This window comes from Paenibacillus sp. FSL H7-0331 (assembly GCF_001956045.1).
In genome coordinates, this window is the sequence record NZ_MRTH01000022.1 from 65,852 (window position 1) to 83,985 (window position 18,134).

Sequence of the window (18,134 nt, forward strand, 5' to 3'; positions counted from 1 at the left end):
TCATGCTACAAGAGCTGGTTAACATCATTAAATAATTGTATATGTTATTATAGAACACGGCGTGCTGTTACGTAAGTCTTGTCCCATGTACTGCCAGAAAAATTGGAAATCGTAACCCCTACGCCGACTTTATAAGTATGAAGTAATTTATTATTGCCCATATAGATGCTGACATGGTTGATTTTACCGTCTCTGTTTGTGTCAGAGAATATTAAATCACCTGGCTTAAGCTGGCTTTTTGAGACATATTTTCCTACTTTGGATTGCTGCACTGAAGAACGAGGTAAATTAATCCCGTTTTTCTTATATACATATTGTGTAAATGAAGAGCAGTCGAATGCCGAAGTGATGCCCGAGGATGCTCCGAATTTATAAGGGACTCCTAAGTATTTTTTGCCTGTGGCAAATATCTTGTTAGCCGTGGAAGTGCTGGAAGCTGTAGCTGCATATGCCGATTGTGGTGTGACGACGAGACTACCTGAAAAAAAGATTGAGAGACTGAGACCAATACCGACAATAGTTTTACCGTAGCGTTTATTCATGCTGTTCATGTTTCCTCCTAAGGTAAGTTTTGGACGGGTGATTTACCCAAAACCACCATACCACAAATAAAACTTCCACTATTTACTAGAGACCTCTGAAAGTCTTGCCCCGCATGGTATAGATCCTCTTTATTAGAAATTAATGAGAAAATTTTAATCTAAATCCCCTTGACGAAATATTTCCCATGGAAAACAAATCTTTTTGTTAATGAGTTCGAGCTGTTGTTTGATGCTTGAGCGTCAAGAATAAGAGAAATGGCACCTATACAGAAACAATGAATTGATGTATGCTTTTTAAGGAAATATATCCCATTAGATCGATTGAATCTATCATGTGCTGTAGTTGCTATATTGATGCTTGGGGTGAACAAGATGTTCGATTTTCACAAAATCAGAAGAACAAGCGTTAATTCGCAGCAGTCGACGTCAACGCGGCGATCACAGGTACCATCAACAATAGATCATTTGCAGCAGACCATTGGTAATCGTGCGTTAGGCCGTATGATACAGTCCCACGAGTCAGTAGAGAGAACAGGTTCAACAACTGCTATGGATATGCCGGTAGGTGGAATAACCGTACAACGAATGATTGACAAAACTAACGGACAACTGGTACATATCGACTGGGATCACATAGCGGAAGATGAACTTCAAATCGTGCTCAATCATGTTCATGATGGTAACTACGAACTGGAGGCGGGAGATCAGGAACGGCTGCGTGGTGTCATTTCCCGTCATGCACAGGTCAATTCAGAGACACAGACGAATAGGGAGGAAGAGGAAAAAGAAGCTTCATCCGAAGATGAAGAGCACCTTGTTGATGATGCATACATGGATTTTATCCATCATACGATTGATGAAAATGAGGAAGCGGAGAAGGAAGATCCCAATTACGATTTTGAGAAAGAATTCAGTCCGGAGCAGCAGGAAATCTATGATAAGTTCCACCCGATGTATGAAGCAAGAATGGAGGAAAAGGGCAAGAGGTTTCCTGGGAAATCGGCACAGGGCAATATGCTCGAGCATAACTTCTCTGCGTTCAGCAGCAATATGGGCTTCCAGGAAATCGATGGTAATGCGGCTGCGAAGAATATTCCCGGCATCGATCATTTTGTCGATATGCCCTCGTATCTGTTTGTGCAGGATAAGCTTCATTTATCCGCTCATACGGCAAAACCCGAGACTTATCGTAAGCACTATAAGAATCGGCCCAAAATGGCCAAAAACTTCCTTAAATCGATGGCCAGCGATGGTAAGAGAGGTGAGAGTCTGCGGACAACGATGAAATCGATTGTCGACAACCCGGACTGGACCCATAAGGAAAGTGCTGCGTCGATCCATGGCGGAGTTGAGAAGCACCGCAAGGAATATAAAGAAGCGGTTGATGACGATGAAGCACAGACGCTGCCAAGCATAGAAGATAATAAAGAGCTTGTTGATCAAATCACGAGCAATATCGCTTTTTCCATCCCATCCGATATGTGGGAGAAGCTGAAAGCGGACGAAACGATCTCAAAGGAGGAGATGAGTGCCTATCTCCGGCTTGATCTGAGTACGAGTGATTTCAAAAAAATCCTGGATCGTATGCAGGATGTAGTTGCACCCTGGAATGAAGTTGGGGCCAATTCTGACGATGAAGCTTATATCGGCTCGGATGACGAGGAAGAGGAAAAAGAAGCTCGGGGTCAGGAGGAGGAAGAGGGTTCATCGGATGAAGAGGAAGAGTTAGGCGAGCGACCGATTGGGCGTGGCAGGAAACGTCCTCAACGGTTGACAAGACTAACTAACAACAAGACCAAACACCGCAAATACGATTCGGAAGATAGCAGCGAATAGGTCGGAAAGGCGTGAAATGAATCTTACTCAATGACAATGAATTAATGAACATACAAGCGGCGACTTTGTACGTACTCAATGAGAAAAACAAAATAATCGGTATCAATGAACGTAATCAGACTAGCGTAACGGCAGTTTTTATTGGTAGAACGAGGGAATCCATTAGTACTTATTTTCATACCGATCTGCCACAATCCATTGTTGAAGAGATTCAACAACACACATTGGAGTCCATTCATGTCTTGAATCTATGTAGGATAATTGAGAAATACAAGCCAGTAAAAGACATATGGATAGGACCCGCTTTTACATTTAACCAGGACAACATGTTCATTTCTGAAAGTGAAATTACTCTTATTGATGAATCCAATAAGAATTTGTTGCTCCAGCATTTTAGTGAACTATTAGGTGAGCTGGAAGAACGAATGCCTATAGCAGCATATATCATCAATGATGAAGCTGTTTCTGTTTGTTGTAGTGCACGTATATCAAGCCAAGCAGCAGAAGCGGGTTTGATGACGATAGAACCCTATAGGGGAAAGGGAATTGGACAGAAAGTTGTACATAAATGGAGTGATGAAATTTTTAAACAAGGACTACTCCCTATTTATAGTACTTCATGGGACAACTTGAGTTCACAGCGAGTAGCCCAGAAATTGGGGTTAATTCAATTTGGAATGGATTTTAGTATAAGAGTTTAATGTCTATATAGTAGGATAGGATATTATAAATAATTTTAGAGAGAAGCGGAGACAAGGTTATGAAAACATTAGCTGTGTATTGTGGTTCAAGTACAGGCATTGACCCTATTTATATGGAGGAAGCAAGGAAATTGGGTCAAGCTTTGGCTGCGAATGGGCTGGATCTTGTATACGGAGGCGCAGCAGTTGGCTGTATGGGTGCTGTAGCTGATGCGGTTATGGAATCTGGTGGCAAGGTGATAGGGGTCATACCCAAAAAGCTGGCTAATGTTGAGATTGCACATGAGCATCTTACAGAACTGCATATCGTCGATACTATGCATGAAAGAAAGGCTCTAATGGCACAGTATGCGGATGGTTTTATCGCACTTCCGGGTGGAACAGGCACTTTGGAAGAATGGTTTGAAGTCTTTACATGGGCACAGCTAGGGTACCATAACAAACCATGTGCCTTGTTGAATATTAATAATTATTACACACCGATTTTATCGCTTTTTGATCATATGATTGAACAAGGATTTGTAAAAGAAGCGTATAAAAATTTAATAGTTATTGACAATGACCCTACATTATTAATCGAACAGCTCAAGAACTTTAAAGCAGAGTATATAAACAAGTGGTAAGTCTGCACCATAGGATTAACCTTAGTTACATGCGTTCTCCTATTGACAATAGCTAACGCAGCATGTAATATTCAATGTATTGTTTAACTCATCACTCATTATTCATTCGTATAACCTCACGACATTAGGGTGAGGGTCTCTACAGGAAGCCTTAACTTCCTAACTACGAATATAGGACATCTTCGATGATTCTATATTCGTAGTTAGGAAGTTTTTTGCTTTCTCGTGGATTGCGTGAAGCAAGGGAGGACATCATAGAAATGAAATATTTGTTATCTGTTTTAATGGGTGCCATCTGTTACGGCATTCTTTCAACAATTGTTGTTACTGCTTACGGAGAAGGCTACGAGCTTGGAGAAGTGGTAGGCAGCCAACTGCTGGTCGGTTGTATTCTGGCCTGGGGATTCATGCTGCTCACGAAGTGGCGGGAAAAAAGCAGGCTGGGATCGAGATCAGGAAAAGCCTCCACTGCTAACCCCAAGCTGACTTGGAAGCAGCGATTGTTCCTTATGGCTGCCGGAACTCCTACGGCTATAACGGGACTGCTGTATTACGAATCCTTAAGGTACATCCCGAATTCTTTGGCTATCATTTTACTATTCCAGTTTACCTGGATTGGTGTACTGATTCACGCTATAAGCCATCGAAAACGTCCAAATGGGATTGTGCTTCTCACGCTAGTTATCTTGTTCGGCGGCACGTTGCTGGCTGCTGGCATCGTAGAGCAGGGGATGTCCAGATTTAACTGGATCGGTGTCGCTTTGGGGCTGCTATCCGCGGTGAGCTATTCATTGTTCATTTTGCTTAGCGGTAAAGCGATACCTTCCGTACATCCGGCATACCGCAGCGGTTGGATGATCACAGGTGGCATGCTGCTTGTGTTTATTTTGTTCCCTCCTTATTTTCTGATCAACGGACTTCTATTGGGGAATCTGCTTCTATTCGGATTTATGCTCGGGCTATTCGGTGCTTTCCTGCCACCCGTACTGTTTGCAGTTGGAGTTCCTCATATCGGAGAAGGTATGACTGGCATTCTCGGTGCTTCTGAGCTTCCTGTTGCGGTCTTTTTATCTGCCGTCGTCCTGCATGAACATGTAAGTGTACTTCAGTGGATTGGTGTTGCATTAGTTATGCTTGGTGTTGCACTTCCCGAGGTATTCAAAAGAATCAGGCGACAGGGCGACAATTATACCGTTTCCAGCCTCGATTCCTAATGATCATGATCGTCTTGATTAAGGCAAGTTCCTTTACATAGGAGCTTGCCTTCTTTGTGTGATTATTCAACGGTTTCGACCGTTGTGCCACCAACTCGCGCTTCATTAAGCACGTATTAAGCGAACTCCCATAAAATAGAACAAACGCCTAACTAATGATGTGATAGGAGGAAAAGCCCATGATCATAATCGCGGGTAACAGCGAGACTGACTTCGATGATAGTAAGCTTTCCGCGTTGGAAAGAAGCATGTACCAGGCAATGAAAGGCAGTTCCTTCCAATATCGATACGATTCCGTCGCGGGTCTTTTGTTTGAACTGGGGGTGCGTTCCCATATCGTAGAATCCGCACGCCTGCTCAATGAGAGCGGTGTCCAATTTTCCGACTTTGAACATTCCCGATGTAATCCTGTATATTGGGATCGTATCGAAAACGGAGGGTTTCAACTGAAAAGTGGAGTAACCCCTCATGAGGGGATAAGAGATATTTTTAACAATGGACGCTTGTATGCGTTTGAGTGTGCAACGGCTGTGACTATCGTATTGTATAAAGCGGTATTGGAATCCATCGGTCCCCAACAATTTGATATGCTGTTCTCAGATCTTATGTTATATGATTGGCACTTCAACAGTAATTTACGCTTGAATGACAGGATGAATCCAATGGAAGCTGTGGCGGGAGATATTCTTTATTTTCAAAACCCTGATTTTGATCCAGCGACTCCTTGGTGGAGAGGGGAAAACGCCATCCTGCTGGGGCAGGATCTCTATTACGGACACGGTCTTGGAATCAAGACTAGTGATGAAATCGTTGAGGGCCTGAACAAATCCAGAAAGCCTGGGAGCTTTCAATCCGCATCCTTGGCGGATCGGTTCGATCAGCTAGACTTTTCCTATCTTTGGCGGATTATCACCAGCGATCGTAGAAAGCTAATTATCGCAAAGGTAGGAGCGAGATCTTATATATTGAATACCTGAATAGTGAAAAAGCTGGCCCGAGCTACGCTGATCGATGTATTTCGCACATCAAGGCTTCAGAAGCTTTTGTATGTGAAATGACGATGCAGCGGCTGTGGACCAGCTTTATTTAGCAAGATACGAGTGACTTAACCAACTCAGTTCTCTACAACGATTTTGACTGCTTGGCCGATTGGAGGCAAACTTTTCGTCAAGGTAGGGCCATAGAATGCATACACTTTATCGCCCTGTTTCAACTGATCTAAGGCAATGGGTTGATTATCTTTCGTGCCAATAATCGGCGTGGAGCTTGAAACGTTCAGTACGATCGTCTCGAAGGAGCTGTCGTTAAGCTTATCGCCTTTGATCACAAGACGCGTTGTGCCGCCATCGGAAGCGGTTATTTCTTCAATCACTCCCGTGGTGCCTAAGGTTTGTTGAGCGGGACGTGTATCTGTTACGATAATTTTCTTGGCATTAGTCATCGGCGGCATGCTCATAGCCATCACCAGACTGTGCTCAGCAGTAATGGACATGCCAAGCTGCAGGTCAGCAAGCTTTAGCTTCTGGTTATCTGCAGATACGATTTCCGTCTCATCGGAAATGTTCAGTCGAACACCGTGAGCGTAACCATTGAGGCCGATTTCTCCACCTTTTTCACTATAAGTGATGCTCGTGATGGTTCCTTGCTTGGTTGTAGCCGAAGCGGCTTCTTCACTGCCCTGATTGTTGGAACTGATCGTAATCGTACCCGATGGGCTGGCCATAACTTGCAGCTTCATCACCTTCTCGAAGTAGGACAACGGTACATAGGTTTTCTCGTTCGTTAGCTCAGGAGTCACCTCGAGCGGAATGTACATTTTGGCAAAGCTGTATTTGTCTTGTCCAATTTGAAGGGACATCCACTGATTGTCTTTGACGAGCTCCAGTGACTGCGTGTCCTGCGTCCAGGTCAGCTTGTAGCCAAGAGCTTCGGCAGCAGCGCGGATGGGTACCATAATTTGATTATTGGGTCCAACATATAGTGAAGCTTCTTCTGGTGCAAATCCTTTTCCATTGATAACGAGATTAAATTTCAGACCCCCGTAGGAATCCTGCGGAATGGAAGCAGAAATCGGCATTGGTTTCACGGGTGCTGGCTCATTTGGAGCTGCGGATACGACGTTGGCTGCTATAAGGAAGCCAGCAATGACAGAGCCTAATACTTTAAATTGTTTCATGATGTGGTAATACCTCCTGTTGAGTGTTTGAGTAGGATAGGAACCATGAAGCTCCTTGTTTGGTCGTTCTCTATAATTGTTAACGTGCAGGTAGTCTGAAATGTTGCAAGTGATTGGAAATCACACTCTGCTTCCAAACTGTACAGTTTGACGAAATTGTCAGCAAGTTGCTATCGATTGTCTATTTCATATGGTTCCTCATTCCATTATATTCATTCCATTAGGCACTTACACGGATATCAACTTCATTAACTATCAGTATAGGGGGGGAATCATTTTTGAAAAAAAACAAACATGTTGTCGCGACGGGTCTGCTGATTTTCTGGGCATTAGTTGCTGGGTGTTCCAGTCCAACTGCTGTGGATACGAATTTGAAACAGGAAGAAGCGGATCAAGGAAACAAGCCGCAGACCGAACCGTTGGACATTTCTAACATGCAGGTTGACAAGTACTTTCCCCATAATAAGGGAACCTTTGTTATGCGGGATATGCTTACGAATCAAACGTTTATATATAACGAAGAACGGGCTCGGAAACCTCAGCCTCCGGAGTCAACTTTTAAAATTGTTAATGCTTTAATCGGGCTGCAGGTTGGAGTGGTCCAAGACGAATATGAGGTAAAACGCTGGGATGGGGTGAAGAGATCCAGAGGGGAATGGAATAAAGATCATACCTTGGGATCGGCTATGCGAGCTTCGGCGGTGTGGTATTATCAGGCTATGGCACGAGATATTGGCAAGGAACGTATGCAGGAATGGTTAAATAAGCTCAACTACGGTAACAAAGACATTTCCGCAGGCATTGATACATTTTGGTTGAATAGCTCGTTACAAATTTCACCTTTGGAAGAAATGGAGTTCCTCAGTCGTTTGGTTCAGGAAAAGCTTCCTTTTGACAAAAAACATATGAAGACAGTCAAACGCATGCTGATTCAAGAGGAAGGCGATAACTATACACTTTTCGGAAAAACGGGAACAAGGAATAATCCTCCAGCAGGATGGTTTGTAGGTTTTGTCGAAAGTAATTATCACACGTATGTTTTTGCCGCCAATATAGATGGACAAGGAACGGTTGCACCGCAAAAGATAAAGGATCTGGCGACCGATATATTAAAGGAATACAGGATTATTGAGCCTAATAAGTAAGGGTTCGTAAAGGAGTTAAGCAAAATGTTCGATCAAGATGTGTATATGACTATCAATCAGGGCGAAACTGCCAAGCAGGATAATCCGTGTTATCTGGTCAAACAGGAGACGGTTATCGGGCGTGTGTGGGAACGGGTGGTCCCGGACATCCATTTTGCCAGCTCTTATATATCCAGAAGGCATGCTGTCGTTGTTGTTGAAAATGATCGTTTCTTTATTATCGATCTAATGAGCAAGCATGGAACCCGGGTTAATCATACGGTCATTGGTAATAACAAACCTTTTTTGCTCCATGATGGCGATATCATCAGCCTGGCTAGAGGAGTTGCGGAGCTTACTTTTCATAATAATAACGAAAAGCGTGTCGGGGATACACAGGAATTTCCGCTTCCGACCGAGGATAACAGGGAAGAACATGATGGCCTGCTTGTTAATATGGACCGAAGGGAGATTATCATTGACGGTGTGCAAATTTACTTATCCAGTAAGGATACCGAGCTATTTGGCCTGCTGTATCAAATGGCTAACACCGCTGTCAGCTATGATGAAATCCGGATGAACATATGGCCTGAAAGAGCTGCGAATGGAATCGATGATGTTCCTGATGTGGGTCGCGAGGAAGTCAATACCTTGGTGTATCGATTGCGTAAGAAACTGGCTAAATACGGCAAATATATTATTTCCGTGCCCCGCTACGGGTACATGCTGGATTTGCAGCAGATGCTGCCCAAGCTGCGCGGCTATAAAGAATAACATTTGAAAGGACTGTTCACTATATGATTCCTCCCAAACACATTGTATCTGCTGCGACAATCGTGATTAATGATAATAATGAAATATTGCTTATCAAGGGGCCAAGAAGAGGCTGGGAAATGCCAGGAGGACAAGTTGAAGAAGGAGAGTCATTACACAACGCTGCAATCAGAGAAACTAAGGAAGAATCAGGAGTTGTTGTTGAGATCATAAGATTTTGTGGAGTATTTCAAAATGTAGAGAGATCAATTGTCAATACATTGTTTTTAGCAAGACCAATTGGAGGACAGTTAACAATAACGAATGAAAGCTTAGATACTAGATATTTTCCAATAGAGGAAGGGTTGAGTATGGTGACGTGGAAGAATTTTAGGCAGCGGATTGAATATTGTTTAAGAGCTGAGTTACAACCATTTTATATAGAATTTTAATTACAATTATTATGAGGCAAGTTGATAACGCATTCAACTGCACCTGAAAATGAAATTGACTTCCAATTTTCAACAATTCATATATTTCATTATCGGAAATAGCTCTTTGTAGTCATACAACTTATCGGTTGTATCTTGTAAAGTAGTAAGGTGCAAGTAATTCGGCAAAGGAAGGTGCAGCATATGCAGAAAACGACAGTTTGTCCACAGTACCCGGATAGCTGGGTCTATGGTTTGGGTTATGAAGCGACAGAGGCTGAGCTGGGGATCACTGATTAATGAATACTTATTTCAAGCGATATGTTGTTGGAGCCAGTATCCTCGTCGCTGCAATTGTGATCTCAATGATCGTCCAGGTTGAAGTTACTCCTCCCGATCATACACGACTTATTCTGGAGCGATCCAACCGAGTCTTTATTTCACCTCCGTGTTTTAATCAGGCAGTGGTTTCGAACAATCTGTCCGACTCAACCTTGAAAAAGGCAAAGGAGCTTGAATACATTGCGGATTCAGCCTGTACCGAACAATCAATTACAGCTGTTCATAAATCTATATTACTTGCATGTCTGGAACAAATCGGACTCAAAGAGAGCAGCTGGAACTGGTAAGTCCAAGCAGAGGATCGGAACGATTCTCTGCTATATTCTGGTGTGGAAGAAACTATTTCGATGTTGATGAGGTTAGCTGTCGGATCGATTGTAATATTTCCTGGTTATCCATTTGTTCGCCCATCGCGAATATTTTACGTATGTTGCCGCTGCCATCAATCAAAAATAAGGACGTAACCGTGTGCATGAACTGGCCATCGGGCATTTTCTGTACAAGCACGCCAAAACTTTTAGCAACATCGGCTGTTTCCGCTTCTGTTCCGGTCAGAAGGGTCCAACCGCTGTAGTCCATTCGCATACGATCTCCATACTGTTGGAACACTTCGGGAGTATCCTTGACAGGGTCGAAGGTGACCGACAAGAATTGCACCTGGTCTCCCCACTGGTTGTTCTTTTTAAGGTCCTCCTGCAGCTTCACCATATTGTAGGTCGTCAGGGGACAAATGTCCGGACAGCTGGTGAACATAAATTCGACTAAACGCACCTTGCCGTTGGAATCGCTCATATTAAATTTGTGCCCATCCAGTTTGTTCAATGTAAAATTAGGGGCCTGTTTGATCACAGGCAATGTGGAACTTCGATTGATCCAGAAAAATACGGAAACGACCATACCCGCCAGCATGAGCGTTACCAACAGCTTGAATCCATATTTATGAACAAATGGTTGCATACGAGCCTCTTTCCAGATCGATTATTTTTTCTCTGCCAACCAGCGGGCAACATTGGCGATGTCTTCATCCTTCAGTGAGCTTTTAAATGCTGGCATGCCGCCCCGGCCGTTTTGTACTAATTTAAAAAGCTGTTGATCCGTCATTTTACCGCCAATCTTTTGAAGATTTGGCCCCATTTTCCCTTCCAGATCGGTTCCATGACAGGCGATGCACGATTGCTTGTAAATAGTCTCGGCCGCCTGTGCATTCATTGGAGCTTCTGGCATCTTGGGAGCGGTCACCTCTTGTTTGGCCCCACCCTGACGACTATTAATATCCGTGAACAGTACCCCCACACCTAACAAACATGCAATTCCTAAAATTCCTGCCATCGTCCATTTATACATAGTTGACTCCTCCTTAGAGTTTGGATGCTCAAAGTTTTTCACGGGTAGCTTAGCATGTTGTTGGAATGCTTGTATATAGCACTTTGGAGTCATGTTCCTATTGCTGACCATACCTTCATACTATTAAATGGCCCTTCTGAGTCATAGGTTTTTCCAAGGAAATATGTTTAGATGAAGTAGGAGTAGGATGACACGATTATGAATTGGAAAGAGGAAAAGGTATGATTCAACCCATTCGTATCATGCTGGTTGATGACCACGAGCACGCACGTCAAGCTATGCGGGAAATCATTCAGGTGGATTCGAGATTCGATATAGTCTGTGAGGCCTTGAACGGAGAGGAAGCAGTGGCTCTGGCCGAAGTATGGATGCCTGACCTCATTTTGATGGATATTAACATGCCGAAGCTGGATGGTCTTGGAGCTACCAAGCTGATCAAAGAAAGATTTCCGTACGTGAAAATCGTGATGGTTACCGTTTCCGATGACATTACTGATTTGTTTGAGGCTATCAAAAAAGGAGCACAAGGTTATTTGCTCAAAAATTTGCATCCAACCTCCTGGCATGAATATCTTCATGCTGTCGCAATCGACGAAGCGCCGATGTCCCGTGAGGTAGCGCTGCGGCTGCTTAAAGAGTTTTCAACCTTCAATCGAACGAATAGAACGCTCACCGAGCCATCTCCGTTAACCGGACGGGAAAAGGAAATATTGGAATGTGTGGCCAAGGGGAGCGGCAACCGCGATATCGCAGTAACTTTGGGTATTTCGGAGCATACTGTCAAAAATCACCTAAAAAATATTTTGCACAAGCTTCATTTGGAAAACCGGGTTCAACTGATGAGGTATGCATACGATAAGGGCTGGTTTAAGGGAAGGTTCTAAAAGAAAATAAGCGAGACCGACCCAATGACCAGGTCTGGGATGATCCCGCTTAAGCGTATAAAGAGGGTTTGTCAAGAGCGTACAGCTTCCTGTATCTTTGGCTACTTTCAATGAGCTGATGATGGGTTCCGCGCATCGTAATTTCCCCATCCTCCATACATATAATTTCGTCCATACGTTCGATTCCAACCAGATGATGGGTTACCCAAACAATCGATTTCCCTTCCAAAGCATGAAATACAGTGGAGAGCAGATCCTTCTCTGTTCTAGGGTCCAGACCCAGAGTTGGTTCATCCAGAAGAACAACAGGGCATGGCTGCAGCAAAATGCGAGCAAGTGCTACGCGCTGGCGTTCGCCCCCGGAAAAGCGTTTGCCTGCTTCATGCATCATTGTCCGTTCGCCCAAGGGCAGCTCTTGAAGAAGACTTGTCAGCTTTGCCTGTTCCATTACCTGCTGCAGCTGCTGGTTATTGGCTGTTTTATTGCTAAGTCGAATATTATTAGTTACTGTTGTATCGAATAAGTATGGATTCTGGTTGAGAACAGCGATATATCGCTGCAAGGGTTGGGCTAAGCTATTGATTTCAAGTCCGTTTACGGTGACGATACCGTTGTTGGGCGATATAGACCCAAGCAGCAGCTTGAGCAAGGTGGATTTACCGGCTCCACTGCGACCGATGATAGCGATTTTCTTGCCCTGTGGAATGTCGAGACTTAGATCCTTCACTATCCATGCATCTGCCTGATCATATCGAAAGCTGATGTTGTTCAACTGAATATGAATAGTGTCCAGGCTCGCAGGCTGCCCATTCACCGATTGTACGGTCCCATTCACGTCAGCAGAAGATGGAGGCATGCTCTCGTCAATAGCTTGAAGACGTACCAATGAATTCTTATATTGGGGAAGCTTATCTGCTAATGACATTACAGACAGAAAAATATCCATAACCGGGTATACGACCAGTACCAAAGCAGCCAACCATGTAACGGGAATGTGGTGCCCGTTAACCTGGTTATTGGCCCATATCACAACGGATAACAGAGCAATCCCTGCGATACATTGACCGATAAAGGTTCTCCAGCGTTCCCACCGCCGTATTGCTTGATCGGCATCGGTTGCGAATCGTTCATCCACCTCGTAGCTCTCGATAAAATCGCTTTGTCTGCCGCTTCCGGTCCAATCTGCCATGCCCACAATGGCATCGGTTAGTTTCTGATACAGCTGACCACGGCGATGCTGCAGTTGCTTCTGTCGCTTATTCGTGAGCAGTAACGAAATCAAGGGCATGGCAAACAGAAGAGACCCCAAATATATCATGATCAGGAAGGCAAAGCTCATGTCCATCGTCCCGAGAAGAGCAATAATGACGCCATATAAAATCAGCGCAGCTGCACTTGGAAATAAGGTGCGCAAATACAAATGCTGAAGCTGCTCAATATCATCGGCTAATAGTCCGAGGAGATCGCCCGTGCGGAATTTAGCGAAGAAATTCAACGCATGTGGCTCAATCATCCGGTACAACCTCACGCGCATTAAGGACAGAATGCGCAATACGGCATGGTGACCAGCCAAACGCTCGACATAATGGAGAACGGCCTTGCTGATTCCAAAAGTACGGACAGCAACAATCGGGACATAAACCATTAAAATATTTTCTGGCCGCAGCGCCGCTTTCGAGATCAGGTAGCCGGAAGTAAAGGTTAATGCAGCAGATGCAGCAAGTGTGGAAACACCTAATCCGATGATTAATAAAAATGACCCGACAAAAGGCCGCAAATAAGGGGACAGCCATCGTTCCTTTGTAGCATCTTGCTTAACATTACCTTGCTTCATTGAACTTTGCTTCATAGTACCTCCTCCAGCTGGGACAGCATCATTCTGTAGTATAAGCCCTGCTGGGCAAGCAATTGCTTGTGAGTCCCGACCTCAGCCAGCCTACCATGCTCCAGTACAAGGATTTGATCCATATCTGGCATCCAGTGCAGCCTGTGGGTGGCTAGCACAACGAGCTTGTTGTCAAACAAGGGCAGCATGGTTTCTTTGAGCTCGTACTCAGTTTCAATGTCCAAATGCGCAGTGGGTTCATCCAATAAAAGCACAGGTCTATGGCTCAAAAAAGCTCTTGCGAGTGCGACACGCTGCGCCTGTCCGCCGCTCAGCTGCCGTCCACCGCCGCCAATTAGCTCATGCAGGCCATTGGGCAAGCGATCGATACAGCCTTTTAAACCAGCTTGGATGGCCGCCTGCTCAACCTCTTCCCATGTAGCCTCGGGCCTATAGAACCGAATATTATCTATCATGGAACTGCTGAACAAATAGGGATGCTGCGGCATATAGACCGTTTCCATGCGCCACGCCTCATGATTGAGTCCGTCTGCCAAATTGCAGCCATTCCAAGAGAGTTGCCCGGTAGAAGGGGTCAATAAACCGCCTATGACTTCAATCAAGGTCGATTTTCCTGCACCTGTCTCACCGATGACGGCAACCTTACGGTAGCCGCTAATTTCCAAAGAAATTGCTTCGAGAGAGCAGGGGGACGCCTCATTGTGCTTTACTCCAACCGACGAAAGGGTCAGACGGCTTGCTTGATTCCAGGCAGCGGACACTTGTTCCTTTGAGTCCATGGAGGGCAGTGCCTGGGATGGAAGCTGTAGAATGGACGTCATAGCTGAACCGGCTTCTTTGCCATTCAGAGTGGCATGGTAATCCGACCCAAGCAACCGAACAGGAAGAAAGTATTCAGGTGCCAGGATTAATACGGTGAGTGCAGGTGCCAGTAAGATAGATCCGTTCACAAGCCGTAATCCCAGACTTACGGCAACTGACGCCACGGACAGCATTGTAATAAAGTCAAGGGCGAAGGAGGATAAAAAAGCTGTTCGGAGTGTTCGCATCGTTGCCGTTGTGAACCGATCACTAACTTTGGTTATGGTTAAAGCATGGTCATGGCTTATTCCAAGAAATTTTAAAGTTTCCATACCTCGTAGTGAATCCACAAAATGGTTCGATAATCCCCGGTAGGAGTCCTGCTGCTTCTCCACCTGACTTTTAGCTGCAAGCCCAATCAAAATCATAAATACGATCACAATAGGCATCGTTACAGCTAGTATTATTCCACTTGGAGCATCCTGTAACGCTATATAAATAAGAAGGACAGCCGGTACAATCGATACGCCGACCATGCGCGGAATGACGAGCTCCACATAGCTGCGAAATTGTGTCATGCCTTCAAGTACAAGTGTTGTCAGGCTGCCTGTACCTCGAACTGCCGCAAACCTTGGACCCAATTGAAAAAGCTTATTAATCAAGCTTTGTCTCATCGTAGTGCTTGTCACTGCGGCATAACGCTGCGCAGTCCGCTGCTGCAGGAAAGCCATCAGATGGCGGACTATATAAGCAATAGCGAATATCAGGAACTTGCCTGCTTGGGTTTCTATGGGAGTACCTGCGAACAATTCAGAGATGACCTCAGCCAATGCTTGGGCAGCGACGATGATACAGCAGCATTGAATCAGTGTGAAAACCGTTATGATGCTCAAGACAGCCCTTATTCCCTTGAACAGCATGAGCTCGCGGCCCATCAGTATTCCAGATGATCCTTTTCATGAATACGCTTATGGAAAACAAAGTAGCTCCAAATCTGATAGCCGAGGACAAAGGGCAGAAGCGATAAAGAAACTATGGCCATAATCTTAAGCGAATAAGCTCCTGATGCGGCATTATGAATCGTTAAGCTGAACGCGCTATCGATAGAGCTGATCATGACACGTGGGAATAGGCCAATAAAAACCGAAGCGACGGACAATCCTATGACAGCTCCAGTCATCCCGAATGCCCATCCATCCTTCTTGAGGCTTATAAACAAGCCGGAGAGTAAGTAAGCTAATGAGCCGAGCGCAGCAGTTAAAGCTAACAAAGCGCCGTGCTGCTCGAACAGATCGGTCATGCCGTAGGTCATGATGGCGAACACAATGAGCAATATCGCAGCAAACGGAAGCAATTTTTTCGCCAGTCCACGTGCCCGTACCTGCAGATCACCCGTGGTGCGCAAAGTGATGAACAATAGTCCGTGCAGCTGGCAAAGCGCCACGACACAAATCCCGCCAAGCAGTGTATAGCCGTTAACGATGTCAAGAAAACCTGCCCTCATCTCCATATCGCTGCCGATTGGAACGCCCTTGATCATACCCGAAAAGGCAACGCCCAGCAGGAGAGGCGGGAGGAGACTGCCCAAAAAAATGACGATATCCCATGTTCGTTTCCACTTGTAGCTGTCCAGCTTGCCTCTGAATTCGAAGGCGACTCCGCGTCCAATCAAGGCGAGAAGCACGAGGACAAGTGCAGTATAATAGCCGCTGAACATCGTCGCGTACCAGTGGGGGAAAGCCGCGAACATAGCTCCTCCTGCTGTAATCAGCCACACCTCATTGCCGTCCCAGAATGGACCGATGGAGTTAATTAATACGCGGCGCTCCATATCGGTGCGGGCAAGCAGTGAGGTGGACATCCCGACTCCAAAATCAAACCCCTCCAGGAAAAAGAAACCTATGAATAATACCGCAACCAGTACAAACCATAGCTCATTTAATGACAGCATGATACCCCTCCTCATAAGGATCATTTGATTCATGAGCCGACTTGGCCGAATCAAAAGGTCCCTTTTTAATAATACGAACAAATAACACAACCATTATTATGGCAAGCACCGAATAAATGGCAGTAAATGAGATCAAGGAAAATAGTACCTGGCCGGCGGTTACGCTTGGGGAAATCCCGTCTTCGGTCCGCATGAGCCCAAAGACCGTCCACGGTTGGCGTCCAATCTCGGTCATAATCCACCCTGCGGTATTGGCGATAAACGGCAGGGATATACCGGCTATCATTAATCGCATAAACCAGGCAGCAGGCTTTGTCATTTTATTGCGTATCCACAAATAAACGGCATACATCCCGAGAACTATCATCGTTGATCCGGCAGCCACCATAATTCGGAAGCTCCAGAAGGTCGTGCGTACCGGCGGAATATAGTTTCCTGGTCCGTACTGTTCTGTGTATTGAGCCTGCAGCTCTTGCATACCCTTCACTTCACCATGAAATTGGCTGTGTGACAAATAGCTGAGCAAATAAGGGATTTTGATTTCGCCGCTGTTGGTCTGTTTGTCCGGGTCAATATTCGCAATAACCGTCCAGGCAGCAGGGTCTCCGCTTTTGCCCCATAAGCCTTCGCTGGCAGCCATTTTCATTGGCTGGGTTTTGACCAGATATTGGGCTTGCTGGTGACCAAACAAGGCAACGCCAATGGAGGCAATCATGCCTACTAATGCAGCAATTTGAAACGATTTGCGGAAGAATGACATGTCCTGCCCTTTAAGCAGCTTCCATGCGCTGATGCCTGTAACCAGAAAAGCTCCGGTTGCAAATGCTCCAAGCAAGGTATGCGGGAACTCGACCCATAATTGTCCGTTTCCTAAGAGGGCAAATATGTCATTCATCTCAGCCCTTCCATTAGCGATGGTAAAGCCGACAGGGCGCTGCATGAATGAATTGGCGGCCAATATCCAGAACGCTGACATTGACGTGCCCAGCGTAACCAGCCAGATGCAGAGCAGATGAAGCTTGGGCGAGAGGCGATCCCAACCAAAGATCCATAGTCCAATGAAGGTAGATTCCATAAAGAAAGCAAGCAATGCCTCAATGGCTAGCGGAGCTCCAAACACATCACCTACGAAGCGGGAGTAATTGGACCAGTTCATGCCGAACTGGAACTCCTGCAATATACCTGTGACAATCCCGATGGCAAAATTGATCAAAAAGAGCTTACCCCAGAATTGAGCCATCTTCTTGTACTCTTCCCGTCCTTTAACCACATAGATGGTTTCCATAATAGCAATAAGCAGAGCGAGACCAATGGAAACAGGGACAAAGAAAAAATGAAAAATAGTTGTTGAAGCAAACTGCGTGCGTGCAAGCATGATTAAATCCATAGTCACTGTCCTCACTTTCTTCAAAAGATTGGGTTTCAGATTTCGCGAATTTCTTGCTCTAATCATGCCAGATTCCTTGTAAAAGGTATGTGATTTAAATCACATAGTAGCTTACACAAAAAGGGGAAAGAAGACAACGCTATGAATGTCTCGCCCCAATTGTTCACTATGCAGAAGCC

Annotated in this window: 18 protein-coding genes and 1 riboswitch; of the genes, 10 read left to right on the top strand and 8 right to left on the bottom strand. The window is 45.1% G+C overall.

Translation table 11 applies throughout. The annotated features are described in order from the left end of the window. Nucleotides 1-47: 47 nt before the first annotated feature. Nucleotides 48-551 carry a C40 family peptidase gene (locus tag BK127_RS26935; RefSeq protein WP_179097615.1) on the bottom strand — a complete coding sequence of 168 codons (504 nt, stop codon included), beginning with the start codon at nucleotides 549-551 and terminating at the stop codon, nucleotides 48-50. A 363-nt stretch (nucleotides 552-914) separates the two neighbouring features. On the opposite strand from BK127_RS26935, the gene BK127_RS26940 reads away from it, so the two are divergent. The 5 genes from BK127_RS26940 (at nucleotide 915) to BK127_RS26960 (ending at nucleotide 5,893) form a co-directional block, all read left to right on the top strand. Next, a complete protein-coding gene (locus tag BK127_RS26940; protein WP_144026570.1) occupies nucleotides 915-2,378 on the top strand; it encodes a hypothetical protein in 1,464 nt (487 codons plus the stop codon). Nucleotides 2,379-2,422: 44 nt separating this feature from the next. Continuing rightward, complete coding sequence (locus BK127_RS26945; protein ID WP_076234817.1) at nucleotides 2,423-3,079, top strand: GNAT family N-acetyltransferase; 657 nt, start codon at nucleotides 2,423-2,425, stop codon at nucleotides 3,077-3,079. A 59-nt stretch (nucleotides 3,080-3,138) separates the two neighbouring features. Continuing rightward, nucleotides 3,139-3,702, top strand: coding sequence for an LOG family protein (locus BK127_RS26950; RefSeq protein ID WP_076234820.1), 564 nt, complete (start codon nucleotides 3,139-3,141; stop codon nucleotides 3,700-3,702). Between the two features lie 86 nt (nucleotides 3,703-3,788). Further along, nucleotides 3,789-3,888: riboswitch (purine riboswitch) on the top strand. Between the two features lie 74 nt (nucleotides 3,889-3,962). Further along, nucleotides 3,963-4,916, top strand: a complete 954-nt coding sequence (locus BK127_RS26955; RefSeq protein WP_076234823.1) for an EamA family transporter — start codon at nucleotides 3,963-3,965, stop codon at nucleotides 4,914-4,916. A 179-nt stretch (nucleotides 4,917-5,095) separates the two neighbouring features. Continuing rightward, nucleotides 5,096-5,893 carry a protein-glutamine gamma-glutamyltransferase gene (locus tag BK127_RS26960; protein ID WP_076234826.1) on the top strand — a complete coding sequence of 266 codons (798 nt, stop codon included), beginning with the start codon at nucleotides 5,096-5,098 and terminating at the stop codon, nucleotides 5,891-5,893. Between the two features lie 137 nt (nucleotides 5,894-6,030). Here BK127_RS26960 and BK127_RS26965 read toward each other — a convergent pair whose 3' ends face one another. Continuing rightward, the gene (locus BK127_RS26965; RefSeq protein ID WP_076234828.1) at nucleotides 6,031-7,092 is read right to left on the bottom strand and encodes a copper amine oxidase N-terminal domain-containing protein; all 1,062 of its coding nucleotides are present in this window, start codon (nucleotides 7,090-7,092) and stop codon (nucleotides 6,031-6,033) included. Between the two features lie 359 nt (nucleotides 7,093-7,451). Between BK127_RS26965 and blaOXA the strand changes: the two genes are divergently transcribed. From blaOXA to BK127_RS26985, 4 genes are all read left to right on the top strand, one after another. Beyond that, nucleotides 7,452-8,237 (top strand): class D beta-lactamase, encoded by a 786-nt coding sequence (gene blaOXA / locus BK127_RS26970; protein WP_256711474.1) that lies wholly within the window; start codon nucleotides 7,452-7,454, stop codon nucleotides 8,235-8,237. Between the two features lie 24 nt (nucleotides 8,238-8,261). Further along, nucleotides 8,262-8,990, top strand: coding sequence for an FHA domain-containing protein (locus tag BK127_RS26975; protein ID WP_076234831.1), 729 nt, complete (start codon nucleotides 8,262-8,264; stop codon nucleotides 8,988-8,990). Nucleotides 8,991-9,013: 23 nt separating this feature from the next. Next, on the top strand, nucleotides 9,014-9,421 hold the full coding sequence (locus tag BK127_RS26980; protein ID WP_076234833.1) for an NUDIX hydrolase: 408 nt from the start codon (nucleotides 9,014-9,016) through the stop codon (nucleotides 9,419-9,421). A gap of 278 nt (nucleotides 9,422-9,699) precedes the next feature. Beyond that, nucleotides 9,700-10,029 carry a hypothetical protein gene (locus tag BK127_RS26985; protein ID WP_083689614.1) on the top strand — a complete coding sequence of 110 codons (330 nt, stop codon included), beginning with the start codon at nucleotides 9,700-9,702 and terminating at the stop codon, nucleotides 10,027-10,029. A 52-nt stretch (nucleotides 10,030-10,081) separates the two neighbouring features. Here BK127_RS26985 and BK127_RS26990 read toward each other — a convergent pair whose 3' ends face one another. Further along, entirely contained in the window at nucleotides 10,082-10,699 is a 618-nt protein-coding gene (locus BK127_RS26990) for an SCO family protein (protein WP_083689615.1), read from the bottom strand. Nucleotides 10,700-10,720: 21 nt separating this feature from the next. Continuing rightward, nucleotides 10,721-11,086, bottom strand: a complete 366-nt coding sequence (locus tag BK127_RS26995; RefSeq protein WP_076234839.1) for a c-type cytochrome — start codon at nucleotides 11,084-11,086, stop codon at nucleotides 10,721-10,723. Between the two features lie 221 nt (nucleotides 11,087-11,307). Between BK127_RS26995 and BK127_RS27000 the strand changes: the two genes are divergently transcribed. After that, complete coding sequence (locus BK127_RS27000; RefSeq protein ID WP_076234842.1) at nucleotides 11,308-11,970, top strand: response regulator; 663 nt, start codon at nucleotides 11,308-11,310, stop codon at nucleotides 11,968-11,970. A gap of 49 nt (nucleotides 11,971-12,019) precedes the next feature. Here BK127_RS27000 and cydC read toward each other — a convergent pair whose 3' ends face one another. From cydC to BK127_RS27020, 4 genes are read right to left on the bottom strand one after another with little or no spacing between them, the layout of a single operon-like run. After that, on the bottom strand, nucleotides 12,020-13,819 hold the full coding sequence (cydC, locus tag BK127_RS27005) for a thiol reductant ABC exporter subunit CydC (protein ID WP_256711470.1): 1,800 nt from the start codon (nucleotides 13,817-13,819) through the stop codon (nucleotides 12,020-12,022). Further along, entirely contained in the window at nucleotides 13,816-15,510 is a 1,695-nt protein-coding gene (gene cydD, locus BK127_RS27010; RefSeq protein WP_305954327.1) for a thiol reductant ABC exporter subunit CydD, read from the bottom strand. Before cydD ends, cydC begins: the two co-directional genes overlap by 4 nt. A 41-nt stretch (nucleotides 15,511-15,551) precedes the next feature. Beyond that, nucleotides 15,552-16,568, bottom strand: coding sequence for a cytochrome d ubiquinol oxidase subunit II (gene cydB, locus BK127_RS27015; protein ID WP_076234848.1), 1,017 nt, complete (start codon nucleotides 16,566-16,568; stop codon nucleotides 15,552-15,554). After that, nucleotides 16,552-17,955: a cytochrome ubiquinol oxidase subunit I gene (locus BK127_RS27020; RefSeq protein WP_076234850.1), complete on the bottom strand. Its 1,404-nt coding sequence runs from the start codon at nucleotides 17,953-17,955 to the stop codon at nucleotides 16,552-16,554. The genes cydB and BK127_RS27020 overlap by 17 nt, the downstream gene beginning before the upstream one ends. Between the last annotated feature and the right edge of the window lie 179 nt (nucleotides 17,956-18,134).

What these genes read in the sequence shown, in the direction of transcription:
- BK127_RS26935 (WP_179097615.1), bottom strand. Translation starts at nt 551, where the DNA reads ATGAACAGCATGAATAAACGCTACGGTAAAACTATTGTCGGTATTGGT.
- BK127_RS26940 (WP_144026570.1), top strand. Translation starts at nt 915, where the DNA reads ATGTTCGATTTTCACAAAATCAGAAGAACAAGCGTTAATTCGCAGCAG.
- BK127_RS26945 (WP_076234817.1), top strand. Translation starts at nt 2,423, where the DNA reads ATGAACATACAAGCGGCGACTTTGTACGTACTCAATGAGAAAAACAAA.
- BK127_RS26950 (WP_076234820.1), top strand. Translation starts at nt 3,139, where the DNA reads ATGAAAACATTAGCTGTGTATTGTGGTTCAAGTACAGGCATTGACCCT.
- BK127_RS26955 (WP_076234823.1), top strand. Translation starts at nt 3,963, where the DNA reads ATGAAATATTTGTTATCTGTTTTAATGGGTGCCATCTGTTACGGCATT.
- BK127_RS26960 (WP_076234826.1), top strand. Translation starts at nt 5,096, where the DNA reads ATGATCATAATCGCGGGTAACAGCGAGACTGACTTCGATGATAGTAAG.
- BK127_RS26965 (WP_076234828.1), bottom strand. Translation starts at nt 7,092, where the DNA reads ATGAAACAATTTAAAGTATTAGGCTCTGTCATTGCTGGCTTCCTTATA.
- BK127_RS26975 (WP_076234831.1), top strand. Translation starts at nt 8,262, where the DNA reads ATGTTCGATCAAGATGTGTATATGACTATCAATCAGGGCGAAACTGCC.
- BK127_RS26980 (WP_076234833.1), top strand. Translation starts at nt 9,014, where the DNA reads ATGATTCCTCCCAAACACATTGTATCTGCTGCGACAATCGTGATTAAT.
- BK127_RS26985 (WP_083689614.1), top strand. Translation starts at nt 9,700, where the DNA reads ATGAATACTTATTTCAAGCGATATGTTGTTGGAGCCAGTATCCTCGTC.
- BK127_RS26990 (WP_083689615.1), bottom strand. Translation starts at nt 10,699, where the DNA reads ATGCAACCATTTGTTCATAAATATGGATTCAAGCTGTTGGTAACGCTC.
- BK127_RS26995 (WP_076234839.1), bottom strand. Translation starts at nt 11,086, where the DNA reads ATGTATAAATGGACGATGGCAGGAATTTTAGGAATTGCATGTTTGTTA.
- BK127_RS27000 (WP_076234842.1), top strand. Translation starts at nt 11,308, where the DNA reads ATGATTCAACCCATTCGTATCATGCTGGTTGATGACCACGAGCACGCA.
- cydC (WP_256711470.1), bottom strand. Translation starts at nt 13,819, where the DNA reads ATGAAGCAAAGTTCAATGAAGCAAGGTAATGTTAAGCAAGATGCTACA.
- cydB (WP_076234848.1), bottom strand. Translation starts at nt 16,568, where the DNA reads ATGCTGTCATTAAATGAGCTATGGTTTGTACTGGTTGCGGTATTATTC.
- BK127_RS27020 (WP_076234850.1), bottom strand. Translation starts at nt 17,955, where the DNA reads ATGGATTTAATCATGCTTGCACGCACGCAGTTTGCTTCAACAACTATT.